Source organism: Microlunatus sp. YIM B11417 (genome assembly GCF_059617205.1).
The window spans coordinates 1784672-1804362 of sequence record NZ_JCAMPJ010000001.1 but is presented as its reverse complement, the minus strand read 5'-3'; the positions used below and the strand labels follow the sequence as shown (position 1 = coordinate 1804362).

Here is a 19691-nt window from a genome sequence, read left to right as displayed (position 1 = left end):
CGAAGGGCAGGGCACGATCAGGCTTGGCCCTTCGACAGGCTCAGGGCGCGTGGACTCGGTTGTCCTGCAGTTGACGGTGCTGCTGGGCCCCTGTTCACCGCCGGGCCACAGTTCCAGGGCCGCGCCGTTACCTTGCCCGATCATGATCAGCGGCCGTGAGCACCCTTGCGGCCGAACGGGGAAGGGCCGGAACGGAGAGCGTACGTCTCGGGGCCCCGACCCGGCGCACCCGTCGTCGACGGAACAGCCTCAGGAACGCCCTGCTGTTCGCCGCCCTGATCGCGCCGAACCTGATCGTGATCCTGGTCTTCTCCTACTGGCCGACGATCTACAACGTCTACCTCAGTCTGACCAAGTGGGACCTGGTCGACCCGCAGCCGACGTTCGTCGGCCTGCGGAACTACCTGTCCATGATCACCGACACCCGGTTCCACTCGGCCTTGATCAACACCGCGATCTTCACCGGGGTGAGTACGGTCGGCAGCCTGGTCGGCGGGATCCTGATGGGCCTGCTGCTGGCCGCCAGGCTGCGGTTCAGCGGCTTCGTCCGGACCATCGCGTTCGCACCGCATCTGCTGCCGGGCGCGGCGATCGGCGTGCTCTGGCTGTTCATCTTCGATCCCACGTACGGGCTGTCCCGGGTCGCCTTCGACCTGGTCGGGATGGACTCCCCGCGCTGGACCACCACCTCGGACTGGTCGGTCTGGGCGATCACCCTGGCCTACCTCTGGCAGCGGCTCGGCTTCGTCACGATCATCTACTACACGGCGATCCTGGACCTGCCGAAGGACGTGTACGAGGCCGCGTCACTGGACGGGGCGTCCGGCTGGCGGCTGCACCTCAACCTGACCCTGCCGCTGCTCTCGCCGGCGACGCTGTTCCTGTCGATCACCGGCCTGATCGGGGCGGCCCAGGCGTTCGACATCATCGCCACGCTCACCGAGGGCGGACCAGGTGACTCCAGCACCACGCTGAGCTGGCTGATCTACGCGACGGCGTTCCGCGACTTCGACATCGGCATGTCGGCAGCGTCGGCCACGCTGATGTTCCTGCTGCTGCTCGCCCTCACGGTGATCCAGCTGCGGATCGGCGATCGGACGGTGCACTACCAGTGAGCGCTCCCCCGATCTCCGCCCGGGCCACCGAGCCCTCCCGCCAGGACACCACGGGTCCGATCCCGTCGGCCCCCGCCCCGGCGACCCGCCGACGGCGCCGGTGGTTCGGCCCGCGCCTGCTGCTCTACCCGTTGCTCGTGATCACGCTGGGCGTGTTCGCGATCCCGCTCTACTGGCTGTTCAGCACGGCGCTCAAGGCGCCGGAGGAGATCTACACCTATCCGGTCACCTGGCTGCCGGAACTGCCCCGGTTCGAGAACTTCGCCGAGGCCTGGCAGGCCGCTCCGTTCGGCCGGTTCCTGCTCAACTCGGTGATCACCACCTCGGTCGGCACCAGCCTGGAGCTGGTGCTGGCGATCATGAGCGCGTACGCCTTCGCCTTCGTGCCGTTCCGCTGGAAGCGACCGGTGCTGCTGCTGATGCTCGGCTCGCTGATGCTGCCCGGCCACGTCACCCTGCTGGTCAACTACATCACGATCGGCCATCTCGGCTGGATCAACACCTACCAGGGCCTGATCCTGCCCGGGATCGGTACCGCGTTCGCGATGTTCCTGCTGCTGCAGCAGATGCGCCGGATCTCGGCCGAGCTGACCGACGCGATGACCCTGGACGGCGCCGGGCACTTCTACCGACTGATCCATCTGGTGCTGCCGCTGTCCCGTCCGATGATCATCACCGCGACCTTGATCATCCTGATCGGCAAGTGGAACGACTTCGTCTGGCCGTTGATCGCGACCAACACGGTCACCATGCGCACCCTGCCGATCGGCCTGATGTTCCTCCGCTCCGAGGAGGGCTACACCAACTGGGGTGCCGTGATGGCCGGCACCGTGATCACGGCACTGCCGATGTTGATCATCTTCTTCCTGGCCCAGCGACGCATCGTCGGCGGTCTCGCCGTGGGCGCGCTGCGCTGACGTACCCACCAAAAGAGAGATCCGGAGTCGATCATGACCAGGTTCACCACGTCCACCCTCTCCCGCCGGTCGATGCTGTCCGTGCTGGGCCTGACCGGCGCCACCGCAGCGCTGGCGGCCTGCGGAGCGCCCGGAGCGAGCACCGAGGGCGCGGTCAACAACGCCTACAAGCAGGCCGACCTGCAGATCCCGCAGCAGTACCAGGGCCGCACCCCCGTGCTGTTCTGGTCGCCGTGGACGGCCGGCCCGCAGGACGCGATCAACGAGATGCTGCGCCAGTTCAACGAGTCGCAGAGCGACATCGTCGCCGTGTCCGAGTCGCAGGAGAGCTACCAGGTGCTGAACCAGAAGCTCACCGCCGCCCTGCAGGCGCGCCAGGTGCCGGACGTGGTGGCGTTCCCGGAGCTGCAGTGGCTGCAGTTCTACTTCTCCGGGGTGTTCGCCGAGCTCGACCCGTACTTCACGACGGACTGGTCGCTCGACGTCTATCTGGATCAGTACGTCGGCGAGGGTGTCGCCGCCGGCAAGACCTACGTGGTCCCGTTCGCCCGGTCGAATCCGTTGTTCTACTTCAATCGGGAGCTCTTCGCCAAGGCCGGTCTGCCCGAGGAGGGTCCCAAGACCTGGGACGATCTCGCCGAGTACGGTCCCGAGCTGGCCAAGATCACCGTGAGCGGCAAGCCGCTGCAGACCATGGCCTTCGGCGCGACCGACAACTGGTTCGGCCAGGCCGGGGTGTGGGCCTTCGGCGGCTCGTTCTCGAAGGACTACGAGATCACCGTCGACGAGGCACCCGCGGTCGAGTGGCTGGAATGGCAGCGGTCGTTCATCCACGAGCAGAAGCTCGGCTACATGGCCAAGGCCGCGATGACCGACTACACGACCGGGCTGGTCGCCGCCTGCCACGGCTCGACCGCCTCGCTGCGCGGCGCGATGCAGGCCGCCAAGTTCGACATCGGGGTCGCCTTCATGCTGGGCAAGAAGTCCGAGCGGACCCAGGTGCCGACCGGCGGCTCCGGCCTGTCGATCATCAAGGCCGACTCGAAGGACCGGCAGGACGCCGCGGCCGAGCTGTTCAAGTTCCTCGCCAAGCCGGAGGTCGCGGCCTACTGGCACGCCAGCACCGGCTACGTGCCGATCGTCAAGGCCGCGCACGAGACGAGCATCGTCAAGGACCTGGTCAAGGAGAACCCGAACTTCGGGGTCGCCCTGGACCAGCTGCCCAACGCCAGGACCGCCGACCGGATCACCTGGTTCCAGTCCGCGACCGACCAGATCAGCGGCGCGATGGCCCGCGTGTACGGGGACAACGTGCCGGCGGCGGAGGCGCTGACCGGGATCCGGCCGCGGCTGGAGGAGATCATGGCCGACAACCGCGAGGACCTGGAGCGGGTGGTCACGTCCTGAGTCCGACCCTGCGGTACCGCCCTGGGCCCGGAGTCGGACCCGGGCTCGGGCGGATCCGCACCTCGGCCAGACGTCTGGAAGCCCCTGCCGAACAAGGATGAACAGCATGGCTGAAGCATCGATCGGTTCGCTGACCACCACTCGCTCCGCGACGTCGAGTCACCCCTTCGCCCGGCACCTGGCCCGGGCCTATCTGAGCACCGTGGCGGCGCTGCTGATCTTCGGCATCGGGTACGGACTGAGTCTGCTGGACTCCGGCGCCTGCTCCGGCAACGGCCTGGCCTGCGCCGGGCCCCGGGCCTTCCTGCTGGCCGGCTTCCTCGCCGTGGCGCTCGCCGCCCTGGTCTACGCGGCGTACCGGACCGGGCTCGGCCTCTGGTGGTTCATGATCACCGCGGGCCTCAGCGGACTGGTGCTCGCCTCCGGGGTGACCGGACCGCTGCTGGTCCTGATGCTGCTGCCGGTGCCGGGCTGCGCGGCCGCGATCACGTACCTGGTACGGACCTGGCGGCACCGCCGTACCGCTTGAGTATTTGTCAGAATCGTGAAATATTCACAATCATGTCCACTGATCTGATCCGCGCCAGCCTCGCCGCGGCCGAGCTGAACGCCGGCAGCGACTTCGTGATCGCCGAGTGGAGCCAGCCGCCCTCGACGTCGGGAGAGCCGGAGCCGGTCGCCCCGCTGCACGTTCATCGGGGCGACGACGAGGCCTGGTACGTGCTGGAGGGAAGACTCGGATTCTCCTTCGACGGAAGGGAATTCGAGGTGCCGGCCGGCGGCGCCGCGCTGGCGAAGGCGGGCGTCGTGCACACCTACTGGAACGCGGCGCCGGTGCTCACCCGCTATCTGTTGATCACCACGCCGAAGATCAGGGAGTTGATCGCGGTGCTGCACGATCCGGAGCGGCAGCAGGGCCGCAGCACCGCCGAGATCTTCGCGGCCTACGACACCGAACTGGCCTAATCCTTCAGGGCGCCGGGCGGCGGCGGGGCCGACTCGGACAGCTCCCAGATCAGGCGTTGCGCGTCGTACGGCCCGGTCAGCCGCTCCTCGCCGATGTAGAAGGCCGGCGTTCCGGTCAGTTCCGAGGTCTCCGCGTCGACCAGGTCGTCGTTCACCCGGCCGGCGTGGGCCCGGGTGCGGAGCGCCTCGTCGTACGCGTCGAGATCGAGACCGAGCTGCTCCGCGTACGAACGCAACTGCTCCGGCTCCAGCGCGTCGCTGTGCGCGAACAGCAGGTCGTGCATCTCCCAGAACTTGCCCTGGTCTGCCGCGGCCTCGCTGGCCAGCGCCGCCTGGTAGGCCTGCGGATGCTGCCGTTCCAGGGGCAGATGGCGGAACACGTACCGGAGATCGTCGCCGAAGAACTCCCGCACCTCCCGGATCGACCCGGTCGCCTTGGAGCAGAACGGGCACTCGAAGTCGCCGTACTCGATCAAGGTGTACGGGGCGTCGGGCCGGCCGCGGATGTGATCACGTTCCGGATCGACCGGCCGGAGCAGCTCCAGCGGCGGGCCGAGATCGCGGGTCTGGCCACGGATCGCGAAGAAGATCACCGCGCCGAGCCCGGCGGCGATCAGCGAGGCCGTGAACACGCCGACCCGGGCCTGGTCCTGCAGCACCGGATCGGTCAGCGCGAGGTCGACGATGAACAGCGAGATGGTGAAGCCGATCCCGGACAGGGCCGCCCCGCCGACGATCTGCGGCAGCGTCAGTCCGGGCGGCAGCGATCCCGGTCTGGACCGGGTCACCGCGGTCGCCGCGCCGGCGATGCCGACCAGCTTGCCGATCACCAGGCCGGCCACGACACCCCAGGTCAGCACCGAACCGAACGCGGCGGCGAGACTGTCCAGGTGCAGCGTCACGCCGGCGTTGGCCAGCGCGAACAGGGGCACGATCACCAAGGCGTTGACCGGGTGGAAGGCGATCTGCAGCCGCTCGTTGACCGAGACCGCCGTGGTCAGCCCGACCCGCGCCGCCCGCGAATACTTGGCGTTGGGCGACTGGCGGAAGGCGCGGGCCAGCTGGGCCGCGCGCTCCACCGCCTGCCGCTTCGGCGGGAAGACCGGCAGCAGCAGCGCGATCACCACGCCGGCGAGAGTCGGATGGACGCCGGAGAGGTACATCGCCACCCAGGTGGCGATCCCGACGACGAAGTAGCCGGCGCCGCGGGACACCCGGAGCCGGCGCAGGACGAAGATCAGCCCGAAGCCGATCACTGCGACGCCCAGCGCCGGCAGGTTGATCGACTCGGTGTAGAAGAGCGCGATGATCAACAAGGCGCCGATGTCGTCCGTGACCGCGAGCGCCATGATGAACAACCGGAGCCGCGCCGCCCGCCGCGGACCGACCAGCGCCAGCACGCCGAGCACGAACGCGGTGTCGGTCGAGACGACCACGCCCCAGGCGCCGGCGCCCGGCCCGGACGCGTTCAGGACCAGGAAGATCACCGCGGGCAGGGCCAGACCGGCCAGCGCGGCGAGGATCGGCACCACGGCCCGGGACCGGTCGTTCAGCTCGCCGATCGCGAGCTCCCGCTTCACCTCCAGCCCGACGGCGAAGAAGAAGAACGCCATCAGGCCGTCGTTGACCCAGTGCTTCAGGTCCAGCGACAGCTCGTACGGGCCGAGCGCGACGCCCAGCTCGGTGTGCCAGAACTCCTGGTACGTGCCGCCGGGCAGGTTCGCCCAGAGCAGGGCGAGCACGGTCGCGGCCAGCAGCAGGGCCGCCGTGCGCGGCTCGTTGTAGGAGAACCGGAACAGGCCGCGCTCCAGGCGGATCAGCGCCGGATCAGGCGGGCCCTGATCGAGCGAGCCCTGCTCCGGCAGGCGCGGAGTCGTATCCGACGTCACCCGCGGGGTGATCTGCTCACCTCCGGCCGCTGGACTGCTCACGCGCAGAGCCTACGACGCCGGAGTGGGTCTCCCGATCACCGTCCGAACCGGCCGCGCCGGCCGGGTGCGCACGCCGGAGCGGGTCACCGAGGACGAGGGTCCGGAACGTCGACCTCGGGGTCGGGCTCACGCGGACCGTGCCCGGCCCGCGCGGACTCGGCCGGGTCGAGTCCGCGCGCCGAGTTCCGTTGCGGACCGCCCGCGGCCGCTCCCGAGCGGGGTCAGGACGGCGGGTCCTGCCGATCGGTCCCGGGCCGCCGCAGTTCCTGCACGAGGACCGACCGGCGCAACTCCTCGTCGGCGATGATCCGGCGCAGCGCGACGTTCTCCTCCTCGAGCCGGGCCAGTTCGTCCCCTTCGGCGGGAGCCCCGTCCCGCGCCCCTTCCGACCGGGTCTCACCCGGCTGAGGCTCGCCCGGCTGTGCCTCGTCCGGCCAGACATGGTCCGGCCCGACCCCTTCCGGCCGCGCCCCCGCCGTCCGCACGTCATCCGTCCGCTCCTCCTCGGACCACGTACCGTCGGGCTGCCCCGCCGCGGCGGCTGACGGCGCGGGCCGTGCGGCGTCCCGGGTCACGGGCGCAACTGCCGCGGCCCGGGCTCGGCTTCGTTCCTTGCTCCCCTCGACCAGGAGGTAGAGCACCGGGACCAGGATCAGGGTCAGCGCGGTCGACGAGATCAGGCCTCCGATCACGACCAGGGCGAGCGGGCGGGAGATGAAGCCACCGCCGCCGGTGATTCCGAGGGCCATCGGGATCAGGGCGAAGATCGTCGCCAGGGCGGTCATCAGGATCGGCCGGAGCCGTTGCCGGGCGCCCTCCTCCACCGCCTCCCGGACCGAGGCGCCGCGGGCCCGGTACTGGTTCACCAGGTCGATCAGCACGATCGCGTTCGTCACCACGATGCCGACCAGCATCAGGGTGCCGACCAGCGCGGCCACGCCGAGCGGGGTGCCGGTGATCAACAACGCCAGCAGCGCACCGGTCGCGGCGAACGGGATGGAGATCAACAGGATCAGCGGCTGGACGATGCTGCGGAACGTCGCGACCATGATCAGGTAGACGATCGCGATCGCGACCAGCAACGCCACGCCGAGCTGGCCGAAGGCTTCGGCCTGGTCGGCGCTGACGCCGCCGAGGTCGGCCGACGTGTCGTCGGGCAGGTCGGCGTCGCCGAGCGCTGCGCGTACCGACTCGGTCAGGGTGCCGATCGCCACCCCGTCCTCCGGCGTCACGGAGACCGTCGCGATCCGTTCGCCGTCGTTGCTCGAGATGCTCGGCGGTACGTCGACCTGCGCGACCTTCGCCACCGAGGAGAGCTTCACCGTGCTCCCGACCGGGGTCGGCACGGCCAGCTCCTTCAATTCGGCCGCGGTCTGCGGCGGATCCTTGGGATACAGGAAGAGCTCCAGCTCGTCGCCGTCGAAGTGCACCGAACCGATCGACTGCGGGTTGATCACCGAGGCGACGAACCCGCCGACCTGGGCCTCGGTCAGCCCGGAGTCGGCCGCCTTCGCCCGGTCCACCGTGATCTCCAGGGTCGGCTGCGCGGCCGCGAGGTCGGATTCCACCTTGGCCGAACCGGCCACGTCCTCCAGGGCGTCCATCACCTCGTCGTTGGCCTTGCCGAGATCCTCGTCGCGCTCCGCGTTGATGATCACGTCCACGGTGCTCGAACCGCCGAACGCCGCGCCGCCGCCGGCGGTGATCGTCACGTCGCCGATCCCGGTCAACCGGTCGATCTTGGCCCGGGCCGCGTCCTGGATCGCCGCCTGGTCGCCGTCCGGGTCCGTCGTGATCAGATAGCTGATCGGATCCGACGACATCATGCTCATCAGGCCACCGTCGGCCGAGTTGCCGATCGTCACCTGGACCGTCTCGATGCCGTCGACGTCGAGCAACTCCTGCTCGACCTTCGTCGCCGCCTTGGTGAGCCCGGCCAGGTCGGTGCCGGCCGGCAGCTCCTGCACCACGGACAGCTGGTTCTGGCCCGAGTCGCCGAGGAAGTCGGTCTCCAGTCGCGGCACCGCGGCCACCGTCCCGGCCAGGATCACGGCGGCGGCCAGGATGGTGATCACCGGATGCCGCTGGGTCGCCCGCAGGATCGGCAGATAGCCCTGCTGCAGCGGGGAGTTCTTCTCCTTGCGCTCGGCCTCCTCCCGCACCCGGTCGGCGTCCACCTGGCCGGACGGCTGCTTGAGGAACCAGTACGCCAGCACCGGCACGATGGTCAGTGCCACCACCAGCGAGGAGAGCAGGGCGATCACGACGGTCAGCGCGAACGGGCGGAACAGCACGCCGACCATGCCACCGACCACCGCGATCGGCAGGAAGACCGCCACCGTGGCAAGTGTGGAGGAGGTGATAGCGCCGGCGACCTCCTTGACGCCGGTCAGGATCGCCTCCTGTTTGGGCTCGCCGTAGCTCAGGTGGCGTTTGATGTTCTCGATCACCACGATCGAGTCGTCGACCACCCGGCCGATCGCGATCGTGAGTGCGCCGAGGGTGAGCATGTTGAGCGAGTGGCCGCCCGCGTACAGGCCGATCAGGGTGATCAGCACCGAGACCGGGATCGAGACCGCGGTGACCAGGGTCGAGCGCACCGAGAGCAGGAAGATCAAGATCACGACGACCGCGAACACCAGGCCCAGCGCACCCTCGGTGGTGAGGTCCTCGATCGACCGCTCGACGAACGGCGCCTGGTCGAACGTCACCTGGATGAACGCGCCCTCGCCGAGGTCGTCCTCCAGCCCGGCGAGTTGATCACGGACCGCGTGCGAGATCGCCACCGCGTCGGCGTTCGGCTTCTTGGTCACCGAGACCGACAGGCCCTCGTCGCCGTTGGTGCGGGTGATCGAGGTCTGCTCGGGACTGGTCAGCTCGACCGTGGCGACGTCGCTCAGCGGTACGCTCTCGGCCGCGCCGGCCTGGCCGCCGGTCGCGGCCGGCAGCAGCGGGATCGCCTTCAACTGATCAAGGTTCGCGAGCGCCGTGCCGGAGTTCACCGAGTAGGTCTTGCCGTCCTCGTCCAGGCTGCCGGCCGGAATGATCGTGCCGTTGGCCTGCAGGGCGTCCTCAATCGACTGGTTGGTCAGGCCGGCGTCGGTCAGCTTGGCCGGGTCGGGCGTGATCACGATCCGCTGGGTGACCGCCCCGGACAGCGTCGCTTCCCGTACCCCGTCGATCTTCTGCAGTTCGCCGATCACGTGCTCCTCGATGTCCGCGGTCAGCCGGACCGGGCTGGCCGACGAGGAGATCGCCAGGCTGATCACCGGCAGGTCGTCGGAACTGCCGACCATCGTCTTCGGCGTGACACCCTCGGGCAGCGTCCCGTTCAGGCCGGCGATGGCCTGGTCGACGTCGGCCTGGACGTCGTCGGTGTCGGTGCCGTACGCGAACTCGATCCGGACCGTGGAGAAGCCGCTGCGGGATTCGGCGGTAATGTCTTCAACGCCGTCAAGTCCGGACAACGCCGAGGTCAGCGGCTGGCTGACCTGCTCGTCGACGACCTCCGGACTGGTGCCCGGGTACGAGGTCAGCACCGCGACCTGGGGAATCTCGATCGAGGGGATGAGTTCTTGCTTCAGCAGTCCGGTCGTGCCGATGCCGGCGGCGATCAGAATCAGGGTGGCCAGGGCCACCAGGGAGCGCTGCTTCAGGCTGAGCCGAGCGAGGCGGAACACGAGACCTCCGGTTGAGGCGAGTCGAGCAGGAGCCAAGTAGTTAGCATTAAGCTAATAGTTAGCGTAGAGCATGACATTGCGCGAATCGAGGGGCGGGCATGACGACGGAGCGTGAGCCGGGTCACGACGGCGAGCGGGCGGAGCTGCTCGCTCGGCTGGAACGGCTGCACAACGAGACCGAGCGACGGGTGCTGCGTTCACTGGCCGAGCCGAAGATCAAGATCCCGCTGACCATGCAGCAGTTCAAGGTGCTGGCGATGATCTCGATCGAGCCCGAGCAGGCCAACGCGCACCGGCTGGTCGAGCGGCTCGGCGTCTCGTCGGCCACGATGTCGGGGATCATCGACCGGCTGGTCGATCACGGGGTGGCGCGCCGGGTCGAGGACCCGAACGACCGCCGGGTCCGCCGGCTCGAGGTCACCGATGCCGGCCGGGACCTGATCGCGAGCTTCGTCAGCAGCGCCGGCACCATGCACACGCACGTGCTGGAACGGCTCGAACTGGAGGATCTACGGGCCCTGGTCCGCGGCGTCACCGCACTGCAGCGGATCCTGACCGAAGAAGGCAACGCCGACGAGGCACCCTGACCCCGTCCGCCACGTCGAACTCCACGCAGGTTCCTGGCGCTTTACACGAGAAGCTTCCTGTGCAAAGCGCCAGTTTTTCACGTTAACGTGAAAAACTGACCGGCGGCTCAGAGGGGGTCGGTGGTGCCGTCGGGCCAGGTGATGGTCGGGCCCGACGGGGTGTCGGTGAGGGTGGGCCAGGCGGGTTCGGTTTCGCCGAGGCAGAGGGCGATGACGTACCAGCGGCCGGGTTCCGGGGCCTCGAAGCGGCACCACGGGACCTCGAGGTCGGAGCCGAACGCGTTGGCGACCGGATGCAGCGAACTGCCCTGGCTGCCACCCTCGGTGAGGGCGACGACGGCGCTGCGCAGGCCGGTCCGGGCGCCCGCGGCCGGGCGCCGGGGTACGGCATAGCCGGAGACCACCAGGGCCGCCGGATCGTGATCATGATCGTCGAAACGTACGGCGCGGACCTCGACCGAGGCGCGGACCAGGGAGACGCAGGTCAGCTCGGGGCCGTCGTCGAATCCCTGCTCCGGTTCGGTTCTGGCGAAGCGGGCCCGCTGCCGGCTGCTGGCGCGATGATCATCGACCGCGACCAGGTCGATCAGCGGGCGCTGCGACCAGCGGCCGGCCGGATCGATCAGGGCCACCTGCTGGTCCACCGCACCGCCGGCCGTGCCGGAGGGTTCCGGGACCGGACCGGTGACGCTGGAGTAGCCGTATCGGTTGTAGTACGGGTTCTCCGGCGCCGGTGTCGCGGTGCTGTGATCCACGCCGTGGTTGATCACACGCACGATCCCGTCGTCGGTCGTCCCGGAGACCAGCCAGCCGATCGGCCGGATCGGCCGGACCACGTCGGCGGACTCGATCGGTGCCGGCTGGTCGGGCTCGGACCAGACCGGGTGGCTCTCCGGCAGCACCAGGCCGGCCAGACCCAGGCTGGCCCAGTACGGGGAGCCGGGGCCCGAGTAGGACTGCCGCAGCGGCTCGAACCGGCCGAGCCAGCCGAGGCTGAGCAGCCCGTCGTCGTCGAACGCGCCGCGCTCGGCGAAGAAGCGGATCGCGCCCAGGGCGGTCCGGCGCAGCCGGCCGGGCGGCAGCGGGCTGGCGTCGAAGACCGCGCCGGCCCAGAGCGCGCCGACCACCGCGTGCCGGTAGACCAGCGAGCGGCCCTGGTGCAGCGGCGCCCCGTCGGCCCCGAACAGATGCTCGGCGTCGGCCAGGTAGGGCCGCAGCCGCTCGGCGTACCGGGTGCGCAGGGCGTCGATGCCGGGCTCACCCTCGGTCATCCGGCAGTACCACAGCGAGAACAGGTGCATCACCCAGCCGACGTACCAGTCCACGTTGCCGGTCCGGCGATCCGGCCGGCCGTCGCTGTACCAGCCGTCGGCGAGGTAGCAGTCGTCCAGGAGGGCCAGGTTGCGGTCCAGCTCGGCCTGGTCGTACGGGCCGCCGACCGAGCGCAGGAACGCCTGGGTCACGTTCTGGAACCAGCGCCAGTTGTTGTCCGGGTACCCGATCCCGACCGAACCGGAGAGCCAGTCGATCACCCGCTGCCGGACGTCCGGCGTCAGCGCGTCCCAGATCCAGTGCCGGCTCTCGTGCAGCGCGATCGCGATCGCGGCCGCCTCCACCCGAGCCTGCGGCCGCTCGCGCAGCGAAGGCCAGCGCTCCGGTGATTCGGGGTCCGTCCCGGCGGCCAGTCCCGCGGCGTACCAGCCGGCGTGATCATGGGAGTCGGCGTCGGCGGCGGCCAGCCGGAAGCCGACCGCCAGGAAGGACCGGGCGAAGGCCTCGAGGCCGTCGCTGACCGGACCGGAGCCGGACGCCGGGCCGGGCAGGTCGAACCGGGCCCGTCCCGGCGTCGCCCAGCGGCGCAGGGCGAGCAAGGAGCGGTCGGCGAACTGGACCAGGTCGCCCCTGGTCCAGTTCTCGCCCGGCTTCGACACGTTCTGGGTGAGCGATGTGGAAGTCAGCGCTGGCCACCGTTCTGCTGGAGTTGATCTTGATATTCGGTACGCATCTCGTCGCCGACCTCACTGCGCCAGGTCTTGATCAAGCTCTCCACCTCGGACTCCGGCTTGCGGCCCTGGACGATCTGCCAGAGGTTGTCCAGGAACTTCTTGTCCGCCGGCGTGTTCTTCGTCGCGCTGGCGTTGGAGAACAGGCCCTCGGTCGGGTTCGTGATCGCGGTCGGCATGACCTCGGACTGGTACTTGTGCTGCAGGTCGACGTCCTCCGGCCGGCCCGGCTCGTAGAGCGGGTTCTGGCTGTCGGAGAAGTAGCCGATCGGCAGCGCGATGTTCGCCGTGCCGGTCTTGGTCTTGACCAGGTCGCCGTTGGGGCCGACGGTGTGGTCGACACCCTCCTCGCCGAACTTGCGGTACGTGAACTCCTCGGTGCCGAACGGCGCGGCCAGCCAGTTCAGCACGCGCAAGATCAACTTGATCTTGTCCGGGCTGTCCTGCTTCTTCAGCCCGGTGATCGAATAGTTCGGCCCGCCGTAGGTCACCCGGGCGGGCGCCGAGCCATCGCGCTGGTAGGCCTTGAGCAGTCCGAGCTTGTAGGTCCCGGTGGCTTCGGCGATGTAGCCGGCCCAGCCCAGATAGCCGTCCGCGGGGTTGATCGCCACGGTCCCACCGTTGAACATCTGCTTGAACGGGAACGTCGTGCTCACCGAGTCCGGATGGAGCACACCCGCCTTCCAGAGCGTGATCAGATCGGCCAGCGACTGCCGGAACTCCTCGGTCTCGTACGAATGCGTGAGCTTTCCACCCTCCTCCCGCCAGGTGTTCGGCTCACCGTTCATCCGGGCCAGCAGCGCCCGCGTCGAACCGATCAGGCCGAACGCCCACCGCCGCTTCTTCGGGTCGGTCAGGGCCTTCGCCGCCTCGAGGAGTTCGTCGAACCCCTTCGGCTCGGTGGAGACGCCGGCCGCCTCGAACAGATCGGCGCGGATGAAGTGGTACTGGCCGACGGCACCGCGCGGGATCGGAATCCCGTAGATGGCGCCGTTGTAGACCGTCGACTTCCAGTGCCGGGTCGCGACGTTGGCCAGGTTCGGGTAGTCCTTGATCGCGTCGCCGGCCAGGAACTCGTCCAACCGGGTGAACCGCTTCTCCAGCAGGGACGGGAAGTTCGCCACGACGCGCAACTGCAGGATGTCGGGAAGGTCGTTGCCGGCGATCACCGTGGCGAACTTCTGTTCCCAGTCGGCGTTGCCGACCATCTGCACCTCGAGATTGATCCCGAGCCGCTCGTTCAGACCCTTCCAGTACGAGTTCTGGTCCACCCCTGGCGGCACCGCCGTGTAGATGTGACCGAGGCCGGTCAGCGTCTCGCCGCCGCCGGGCTTCTCCGCCACCGACTTGGCCCGCTCGGCCGGGAACTGATGGAAGCCGGGCAGCGTGCCGTTCTCGTTCCCGGGCAGTTCCGGTTTGACCCCCTGATACTCGATGTACGTCGGCAACTGCACGCCGGTGTTCTTCTCGGCCGTGTTGGAGCCGGACCCCGAACTGGTCCCGCACCCCGCGGCGGTGCCGATCAGGGCGGTCGCCCCGGCACCGGCCAGCAGTGTCCTTCGTCCGAACGAGTGGTTGATCATGGATGCTCCTTGGTCCAATGATTCAGGTCAGCCCGGCTGGCCGCCGGCCTGCAACTGCTCCTGATACTCGGTGCGCATCCCGTCGCCGGCCTCGCCGCGCCAGGTGCTGATCAGGCCCTCGACCTCCGACTCCGGCTTGCGCCCCTGGACGATCTGCCACAGGTTGTCCAGGAACTTCTTGTCCGCCGGGGTGTTCTTGGTCGCGTGGGTGTTGGAGAACAGGCCCTCGACCGGGTTCTGGACCGCCGTCGGCATCACCTTCGCCTGGTACGCGTGCTGGATGTCCACGTCCTGCGGACGTCCGGGCTGGTAGAGCGGCAGCGGACAGTCGGCGAAGTAGTTGATCGGCAGCGCGATGTTGGCGGTGCCGGTCTTGGTCTTGACCGGGTCGCCGTCGCCGTTGATGGTGTGGTCGACGCCCTCCTCACCGAACTTGCGGTAGAGGTACTCCTTGGTCCCGAAGGGCGCCGCCAACCAGTTCAGGACCCGCAGGATCAACTTGATCTTGTCGGGGTTGTCCTGCTTCTTCAGGCCGGTGATCGAGAAGTTCGGTGCGTTGTACGCCACCGGGGCGATCTTCGATCCGTCGCGCAGGTAGGCCGTCAACAGGCCGAGCTGGTAGCCCGGCGACGCCTCGCCCTCGGTGATGTAGCCACCCCAGGCCGTGTAGCCGTCGTTGGGATTGATCGCCACCGTACCGCCGTTGAACATCTGCTTGAACGGGAAGGTGGTGCTGACCGAGTCGGGGTGCAGCACCCCGGCCTTCCAGAGCGTGATCATGTCGGTCAGCGACTGGCGGAACTCCTCGGTCTCGTAGGCGTGGGTGAGCTTTCCGCCCTCCTCGCGCCAGACGTTGGGCTCGCCGTTCATCCGCCCGATCAGCGAACGGGTCGACCCGATCAGGCCGAACGCCCAGCGACGCTTCTTCGGGTCGGTCAGCGCCTTCGCGGTCTCCAGCAGTTCGTCGAAGCCCTTGGGCTCGGTGGAGACACCGGCCTCCTCGAACAGGTCCACCCGGATGAAGTGGCCCCAGCCGACCGCGCCGCGCGGGATCGGGATGCCGTAGATCCCGCCGTTGTAGACGGTCGACCTCCAGTGCCGCGTCGGCACGTTGGCCAGGTTGGGATACTCCTTGATCGCGTCGCCGGCCAGGAACTCGTCCAGCCGGGTGAACCGCTTCTCCAGCAGTTGCGGGAAGTTGGCCACGATCCGCGTCTGCAGGATGTCGGGAAGATCATTGCCCGCGATCACGGTGGCGAACTTGTTCTCCCAGTCCGCGTTGCCGACCATCTGGCATTCCAGGTTGACGCCGAGCCGCTCGTTCAGGCCGCGCCAGTACGAGTTCTGGTCGACCCCGGGCGGCACGGCGACATAGAGGTTGCCGAGCCCGGACAGGGTCTCGCCGTTGCCCGGCTTCTCCTCGACCGTCGCGGCCTGATCGGCCGGGAAGTGGTAGAAGCCGGGATCGACGCCGTCCTCGGTGCCGGCCAGATCCGGCTTGACCCCCTGGTACTCGACGTAGGCCGGCAGCGTCACCGCCGTGTTCTCCTCGGCCGAGTTCCCACCACTGTCCGAACCTGTCGAGCACCCCGCTGCGGTGCCGATCAGGGCGGTCGCCCCGGCACCGGCCAGCAGGGTCCTACGTCCGAACGAGTGGTTGATCATGGAACCTCCCCTGGTCCGCGGCTACGGGTCAGCCCGGCTGTCCGCCGGCCTGCTGCAACTGCTCCTCGTACTCGGCCCGCATCCCGTCGCCGCCACCGCTGCGCCACGCCTTGAGCAGCTCGTCCAGCTTGCTGAAGGGATCCCGGCCCTGGATGATCTGCTGCACGCCGTCGTTGAACGTCTTGTCGATCGTGGCGTTCTTGGTGGCCGACGTGTTCGAGAACAGACCCACCGTCGGGTTGGTGATCGACTTCTCCAGCACCTTCGTCTGGTACGCGTGCTGGGTGTCGGCGTCCTCCGGCCGGCCCGGCTGGTAGATCGTGTACGGCGAATCGGCCAGGTACCGGATCGGGATCACCGTGTTGGCGGTGCCGGTCTTGGTCAGCACCGGATCGCCGTCACCGTTGACCGTGTGATCGACGCCCTCCTCGCCGTAGAGCCGGTAGAGGTACTCCTCGGTGCCGAACGGCGCGGCCAGCCAGTTCAGCACCCGCAGGATCAACTTGATCTTCTCCGGGCTGTCCTGCTTCTTCAGCGCGGTGATCGAGTAGTAGCCGCTGCCCTGGTGCCAGGCCGCCAGCTGGCCGCCCTCGCGCTCGTACACCGGCATCAGGCCGAGCTTGAACTTCGGGTTCGAGGCGTTGTCCAGGATGTACTGGGTCCAGCCCGGGTAGCCGTCGGTGGCGTTGATCGCGACGGTGCCGGCGTTGAAGAGGTTCTTGAACGGCAACTGGTCGGAGAAGGCGTCCGGGTGCAGCACGCCGGCCTTCCAGAGCTCCGTCAGGTCCGTGATCGCCTGCTTGTACTCGTCGGTCTCGTACTGGTGGGTGAGCTTGCCGCCCTCCTCACGCCAACCGGTCGGCGCGCCGTTCATCATGGTCAGGTAGTTGCGCACCTGGCCCCACATGCCGAACGCCCAACGTCGCTTCTTCGGATCGGTCAGCGCCTTCGCCGACTCGGTCAGCTCGGCGAAGCTCTTCGGCTCCGGCGAGAGGCCGGCCTCCTCGAACAGGTCCTGCCGGATGAAGCTGTAGGCGCCTACCGCACCGCGCGGAATCGGCACGCCGTAGATGCCGCCGTTGTAGACGGTCGGCTTCCAGTGCCGGGTCGGGATGTTGGCCAGGTTCGGGTATTCCTTGATCGCGTCGCCGGCCAGGAACTCGTCCAGCCGCGTGAAGCGCTTCTCCAGCAGCGACGGGAAGTTCGCCACGACCTGCATCTGCAGCATGTCCGGCAGGTCGTTGCCGGCGATCGTGGTGGCGAACTTCTGGGTGTAGTCGGCGTTGCCGACCATCTGCAGGTCGAGCTTGATCCCGAGCCGCTCGTTCAGCCCGGCCCAGTACGTGTTCCGGTCCGGGCCCGGCGGCACCGCGTAGTAGATGTTGCCCATCCCGGTCAGGGTCTCGCCGTTGCCCGGCTTCTCCGTGGACACCTTCGGGCGGTCCTTCGGGAAGTTCCGGAACGCCGGGTCGACGCCCTTCTCGGAGCCCGGCAGGTCGGGCTTGACCCCGGTGTACTGGATGTAGCTCGGCAACGTGACCGCGGTGTTCTTCGCGGCCGTGTTCTCCTCGTTGCCTCCGCTGGTGCCGCAGCCGGCCAGGGCGCCGGTGCCGGCCAGCAGGGCGGCACCGCCCGCTCCGGCGAGCAGTGACCGGCGACGGAACGTGTAAGCGGACATAGTGTGGTTTCTCCCTCGACTCTGAAGTCAGCCCTTGACGGCGCCGATCATGACGCCCTTCGCGAAGTGGCGCTGCAGGAATGGATAGACGATCAAGATCGGGACCAACGCGACCACCAGGATCGCCATCTGGAGTGGCAGCTGCGGCGGCAGCACCTCAGCCATTCCACCGACCTGATCACCGCCGATGGTGGTCTGGTTGACCACGAAGGTCCGGAGCACCAGGGCCATCGGCCACTTGTCGGTGCTCTGGATGTAGAGCAGGGCGTTGAAGAACGCGTTCCAGTACGAGACCGCGTAGAACAGGCCGATCACCGCGAGCACCGCCTTGGACAGCGGCAGCACGATCCGGACCAGCACGGTGGCACTGGAGGCACCGTCGATCGCCGCGGACTCGAAGAGCTCCTGCGGCAGTTCCTGGAAGAACGCCCGCATGACGATCACGTTGAAGGCGTTCACCAGCACCGGCAGGATCAGCGACCACCACGAGTCCAGCAGGTTGAACTGCTTCACCAGCAGGTAGCTGGGGATCAGGCCCGGGCTGAACAGCACCGCACCGAGCACGATCAACACCGTCGGCTTGGAGCCGAACGAACCCGGCCGGGACAGCCAGTACGCCAGCCCGGCGGTGGCCGCCAGCGACAGCAGCGTCCCGACCACCGTGATCGCGATCGAGATGATCACCGCCCGGGTCACCACGCCGCCGGACAGGATCGCGCTGTACGCGGCCAGCGACGGGCCGCCCGGCCACAAGATCATTCCGCCGCCGCTGTCGTTGATCGTCTTCTGGTCGGCCAGCGACGTGGCCACCACCGACCAGAACGGGATGATCACCAGCAGCACCGAGATCCCCAGCGCGACGAACTTGACCAGCTGAACCAGCGGGTTCGGCTTCTCCATCCAGACCGGGCGCTTGCTGCCCTTGGCCGTCCGCAGCGGGGCGTCGGAGGCCCCGATGGTCGACTGCTGTTCGAGAGTCGTCATTTCGAGTACACCCCTCGCTCGCCGAAGAGATGGGCCAACTTGTTGGCGCCGATCACGAGTCCGATACCGACGACACTCTTGACCAGGCCTGCCGCGGTGGACATGCCCCAGTTGCCGCCGATGATGCCGTTGTTGTAGACCCAGGTGTCGAGCACCTCACTGGCCTCCAGCCCCACCGGCCCCTGTTGCAGGATGATCTGCTCGAAGCCGACCGAGAGGCTGTTGCCGAGCCGCAAGATCAACAGCAGGATGAACAGGCCCTTGAGCGCCGGCAGCGTGATGTGGATCAGCCGCTGCCACGCGTTGGCCCCGTCCACCGCCGCGGCCTCGTACTGCTCCTGATCGATCTGGGAGATCGCGGCCAGGAAGATGATCGTGCCCCAGCCGGCGTCCTTCCAGATCACCTGCGCGGTGATCAACGCCTTGAACAACTCCGGCACACCGATGATCTGGATCAGCGGCAGGTCGTTCTGGACCAGGAAGGTGTTCAGCATGCCGGCGTTGCCGAGCATCTGCTGGAACAACGCGACCACGATCACCCAGGACAGGAAGTGCGGCAGGTAGAGGATCGACTGCAACAGCCGCTTCAGTCGCTCCCCCGCCAGGCTGTTCAGCAACAGCGCCAGCACCAGCGGGATCGGGAACACCAGCACGGTCTGGATCACGGTCAGCGTCAGCGTGTTCACCAAGGCGTTGATGAACTGCACGTTGCCGTCCCAGAGGAAGGAGAAGTTCTCCAACCCGACGAAGGGCGCCTCGGTGATCTCCAGGTACGGCTGGTAGTCCTGGAACGCGATGACGTTGCCCAACAGCGGCACGTAGTGGAACAGGACCAGTGCGATCGCTCCCGGAAGCCCGAGCGCGACCAGCAACTTGTCCCGACCCAACCGCTTGATCGATCCCATCTTGCGGCCACCGGCTGGAGCCGACCCGACTGTCGTCGTGCCGCCCCCGCCGTTCACCGTCTTTGGTAAACGCTTGCCCATCTCAGCGAGATTAGATGACCTTGCCATTGATTGGGAAGTCCCTCTTTGTCATTGGCGGCCGGGCGGCCGACTCCGGTGTCTGGTTCTGCACTGCTGACCGTGCCCGGTCACGCAGGCTACTGTGACTCATAGCAACCGGGATGGCAAGCACATGGCAAGGGTTTGCCATCCGTTGCCAAGGTCGGCATC

Annotated in this window: 14 protein-coding genes; 6 read left to right on the top strand and 8 right to left on the bottom strand. The window is 68.2% G+C overall.

Annotation, left to right across the window (positions count from 1 at the left end; translation table 11 throughout):
• Positions 1-155: 155 nt before the first annotated feature.
• From AC6CCG_RS08955 to AC6CCG_RS08935, 5 genes are all read left to right on the top strand, one after another.
• Entirely contained in the window at positions 156-1115 is a 960-nt protein-coding gene (locus AC6CCG_RS08955) for a carbohydrate ABC transporter permease (RefSeq protein WP_496654143.1), read from the top strand.
• Positions 1112-2032 (top strand): carbohydrate ABC transporter permease, encoded by a 921-nt coding sequence (locus AC6CCG_RS08950; RefSeq protein WP_496654142.1) that lies wholly within the window; start codon positions 1112-1114, stop codon positions 2030-2032. The genes AC6CCG_RS08955 and AC6CCG_RS08950 overlap by 4 nt, the downstream gene beginning before the upstream one ends.
• Positions 2033-2065: 33 nt before the next feature.
• Positions 2066-3439: an ABC transporter substrate-binding protein gene (locus AC6CCG_RS08945; protein WP_496654141.1), complete on the top strand. Its 1374-nt coding sequence runs from the start codon at positions 2066-2068 to the stop codon at positions 3437-3439.
• A 106-nt stretch (positions 3440-3545) separates the two neighbouring features.
• On the top strand, positions 3546-3968 hold the full coding sequence (locus AC6CCG_RS08940; RefSeq protein WP_496654140.1) for a hypothetical protein: 423 nt from the start codon (positions 3546-3548) through the stop codon (positions 3966-3968).
• A gap of 32 nt (positions 3969-4000) precedes the next feature.
• Positions 4001-4405 (top strand): cupin domain-containing protein, encoded by a 405-nt coding sequence (locus AC6CCG_RS08935; RefSeq protein WP_496654139.1) that lies wholly within the window; start codon positions 4001-4003, stop codon positions 4403-4405.
• On the opposite strand, the gene nhaA is transcribed toward AC6CCG_RS08935, so the two are convergent.
• A complete protein-coding gene (gene nhaA / locus AC6CCG_RS08930; protein WP_496654138.1) occupies positions 4402-6336 on the bottom strand; it encodes a Na+/H+ antiporter NhaA in 1935 nt (644 codons plus the stop codon). The two genes, AC6CCG_RS08935 and nhaA, sit on opposite strands and share 4 nt — an antisense overlap.
• Positions 6337-6557: 221 nt before the next feature.
• Positions 6558-10016, bottom strand: coding sequence for an efflux RND transporter permease subunit (locus AC6CCG_RS08925; protein ID WP_496654137.1), 3459 nt, complete (start codon positions 10014-10016; stop codon positions 6558-6560).
• A gap of 98 nt (positions 10017-10114) precedes the next feature.
• On the opposite strand from AC6CCG_RS08925, the gene AC6CCG_RS08920 reads away from it, so the two are divergent.
• Entirely contained in the window at positions 10115-10603 is a 489-nt protein-coding gene (locus tag AC6CCG_RS08920) for a MarR family winged helix-turn-helix transcriptional regulator (RefSeq protein ID WP_496654136.1), read from the top strand.
• 107 nt (positions 10604-10710) lie between these two features.
• Here AC6CCG_RS08920 and AC6CCG_RS08915 read toward each other — a convergent pair whose 3' ends face one another.
• The 6 genes from AC6CCG_RS08915 to AC6CCG_RS08890 are packed head-to-tail and all read right to left on the bottom strand — an operon-like array spanning position 10711 to position 19421.
• Positions 10711-12534, bottom strand: a complete 1824-nt coding sequence (locus AC6CCG_RS08915) for a DUF2264 domain-containing protein (protein ID WP_496654135.1) — start codon at positions 12532-12534, stop codon at positions 10711-10713.
• A 23-nt stretch (positions 12535-12557) separates the two neighbouring features.
• Positions 12558-14189, bottom strand: a complete 1632-nt coding sequence (locus AC6CCG_RS08910) for an extracellular solute-binding protein (protein ID WP_496654134.1) — start codon at positions 14187-14189, stop codon at positions 12558-12560.
• Positions 14190-14216: 27 nt separating this feature from the next.
• On the bottom strand, positions 14217-15854 hold the full coding sequence (locus AC6CCG_RS08905) for a type 2 periplasmic-binding domain-containing protein (protein WP_496654133.1): 1638 nt from the start codon (positions 15852-15854) through the stop codon (positions 14217-14219).
• A 28-nt stretch (positions 15855-15882) separates the two neighbouring features.
• Positions 15883-17532 carry an extracellular solute-binding protein gene (locus AC6CCG_RS08900; protein WP_496654132.1) on the bottom strand — a complete coding sequence of 550 codons (1650 nt, stop codon included), beginning with the start codon at positions 17530-17532 and terminating at the stop codon, positions 15883-15885.
• A 27-nt stretch (positions 17533-17559) separates the two neighbouring features.
• Positions 17560-18516, bottom strand: a complete 957-nt coding sequence (locus tag AC6CCG_RS08895; RefSeq protein ID WP_496654131.1) for a carbohydrate ABC transporter permease — start codon at positions 18514-18516, stop codon at positions 17560-17562.
• Positions 18513-19421 carry an ABC transporter permease gene (locus tag AC6CCG_RS08890; RefSeq protein ID WP_496654130.1) on the bottom strand — a complete coding sequence of 303 codons (909 nt, stop codon included), beginning with the start codon at positions 19419-19421 and terminating at the stop codon, positions 18513-18515. Before AC6CCG_RS08890 ends, AC6CCG_RS08895 begins: the two co-directional genes overlap by 4 nt.
• Positions 19422-19691 lie beyond the last annotated feature (270 nt).

Bases quoted from the DNA above. Each gene is read 5' to 3' on its own strand.
- AC6CCG_RS08945 (WP_496654141.1), top strand. From the start codon at position 2,066: ATGACCAGGTTCACCACGTCCACCCTCTCCCGCCGGTCGATGCTGTCC.
- AC6CCG_RS08940 (WP_496654140.1), top strand. From the start codon at position 3,546: ATGGCTGAAGCATCGATCGGTTCGCTGACCACCACTCGCTCCGCGACG.
- AC6CCG_RS08935 (WP_496654139.1), top strand. From the start codon at position 4,001: ATGTCCACTGATCTGATCCGCGCCAGCCTCGCCGCGGCCGAGCTGAAC.
- AC6CCG_RS08920 (WP_496654136.1), top strand. From the start codon at position 10,115: ATGACGACGGAGCGTGAGCCGGGTCACGACGGCGAGCGGGCGGAGCTG.
- AC6CCG_RS08910 (WP_496654134.1), bottom strand. From the start codon at position 14,189: ATGATCAACCACTCGTTCGGACGAAGGACACTGCTGGCCGGTGCCGGG.
- AC6CCG_RS08905 (WP_496654133.1), bottom strand. From the start codon at position 15,854: ATGATCAACCACTCGTTCGGACGTAGGACCCTGCTGGCCGGTGCCGGG.
- AC6CCG_RS08900 (WP_496654132.1), bottom strand. From the start codon at position 17,532: ATGTCCGCTTACACGTTCCGTCGCCGGTCACTGCTCGCCGGAGCGGGC.
- AC6CCG_RS08895 (WP_496654131.1), bottom strand. From the start codon at position 18,516: ATGACGACTCTCGAACAGCAGTCGACCATCGGGGCCTCCGACGCCCCG.
- AC6CCG_RS08890 (WP_496654130.1), bottom strand. From the start codon at position 19,421: ATGGGATCGATCAAGCGGTTGGGTCGGGACAAGTTGCTGGTCGCGCTC.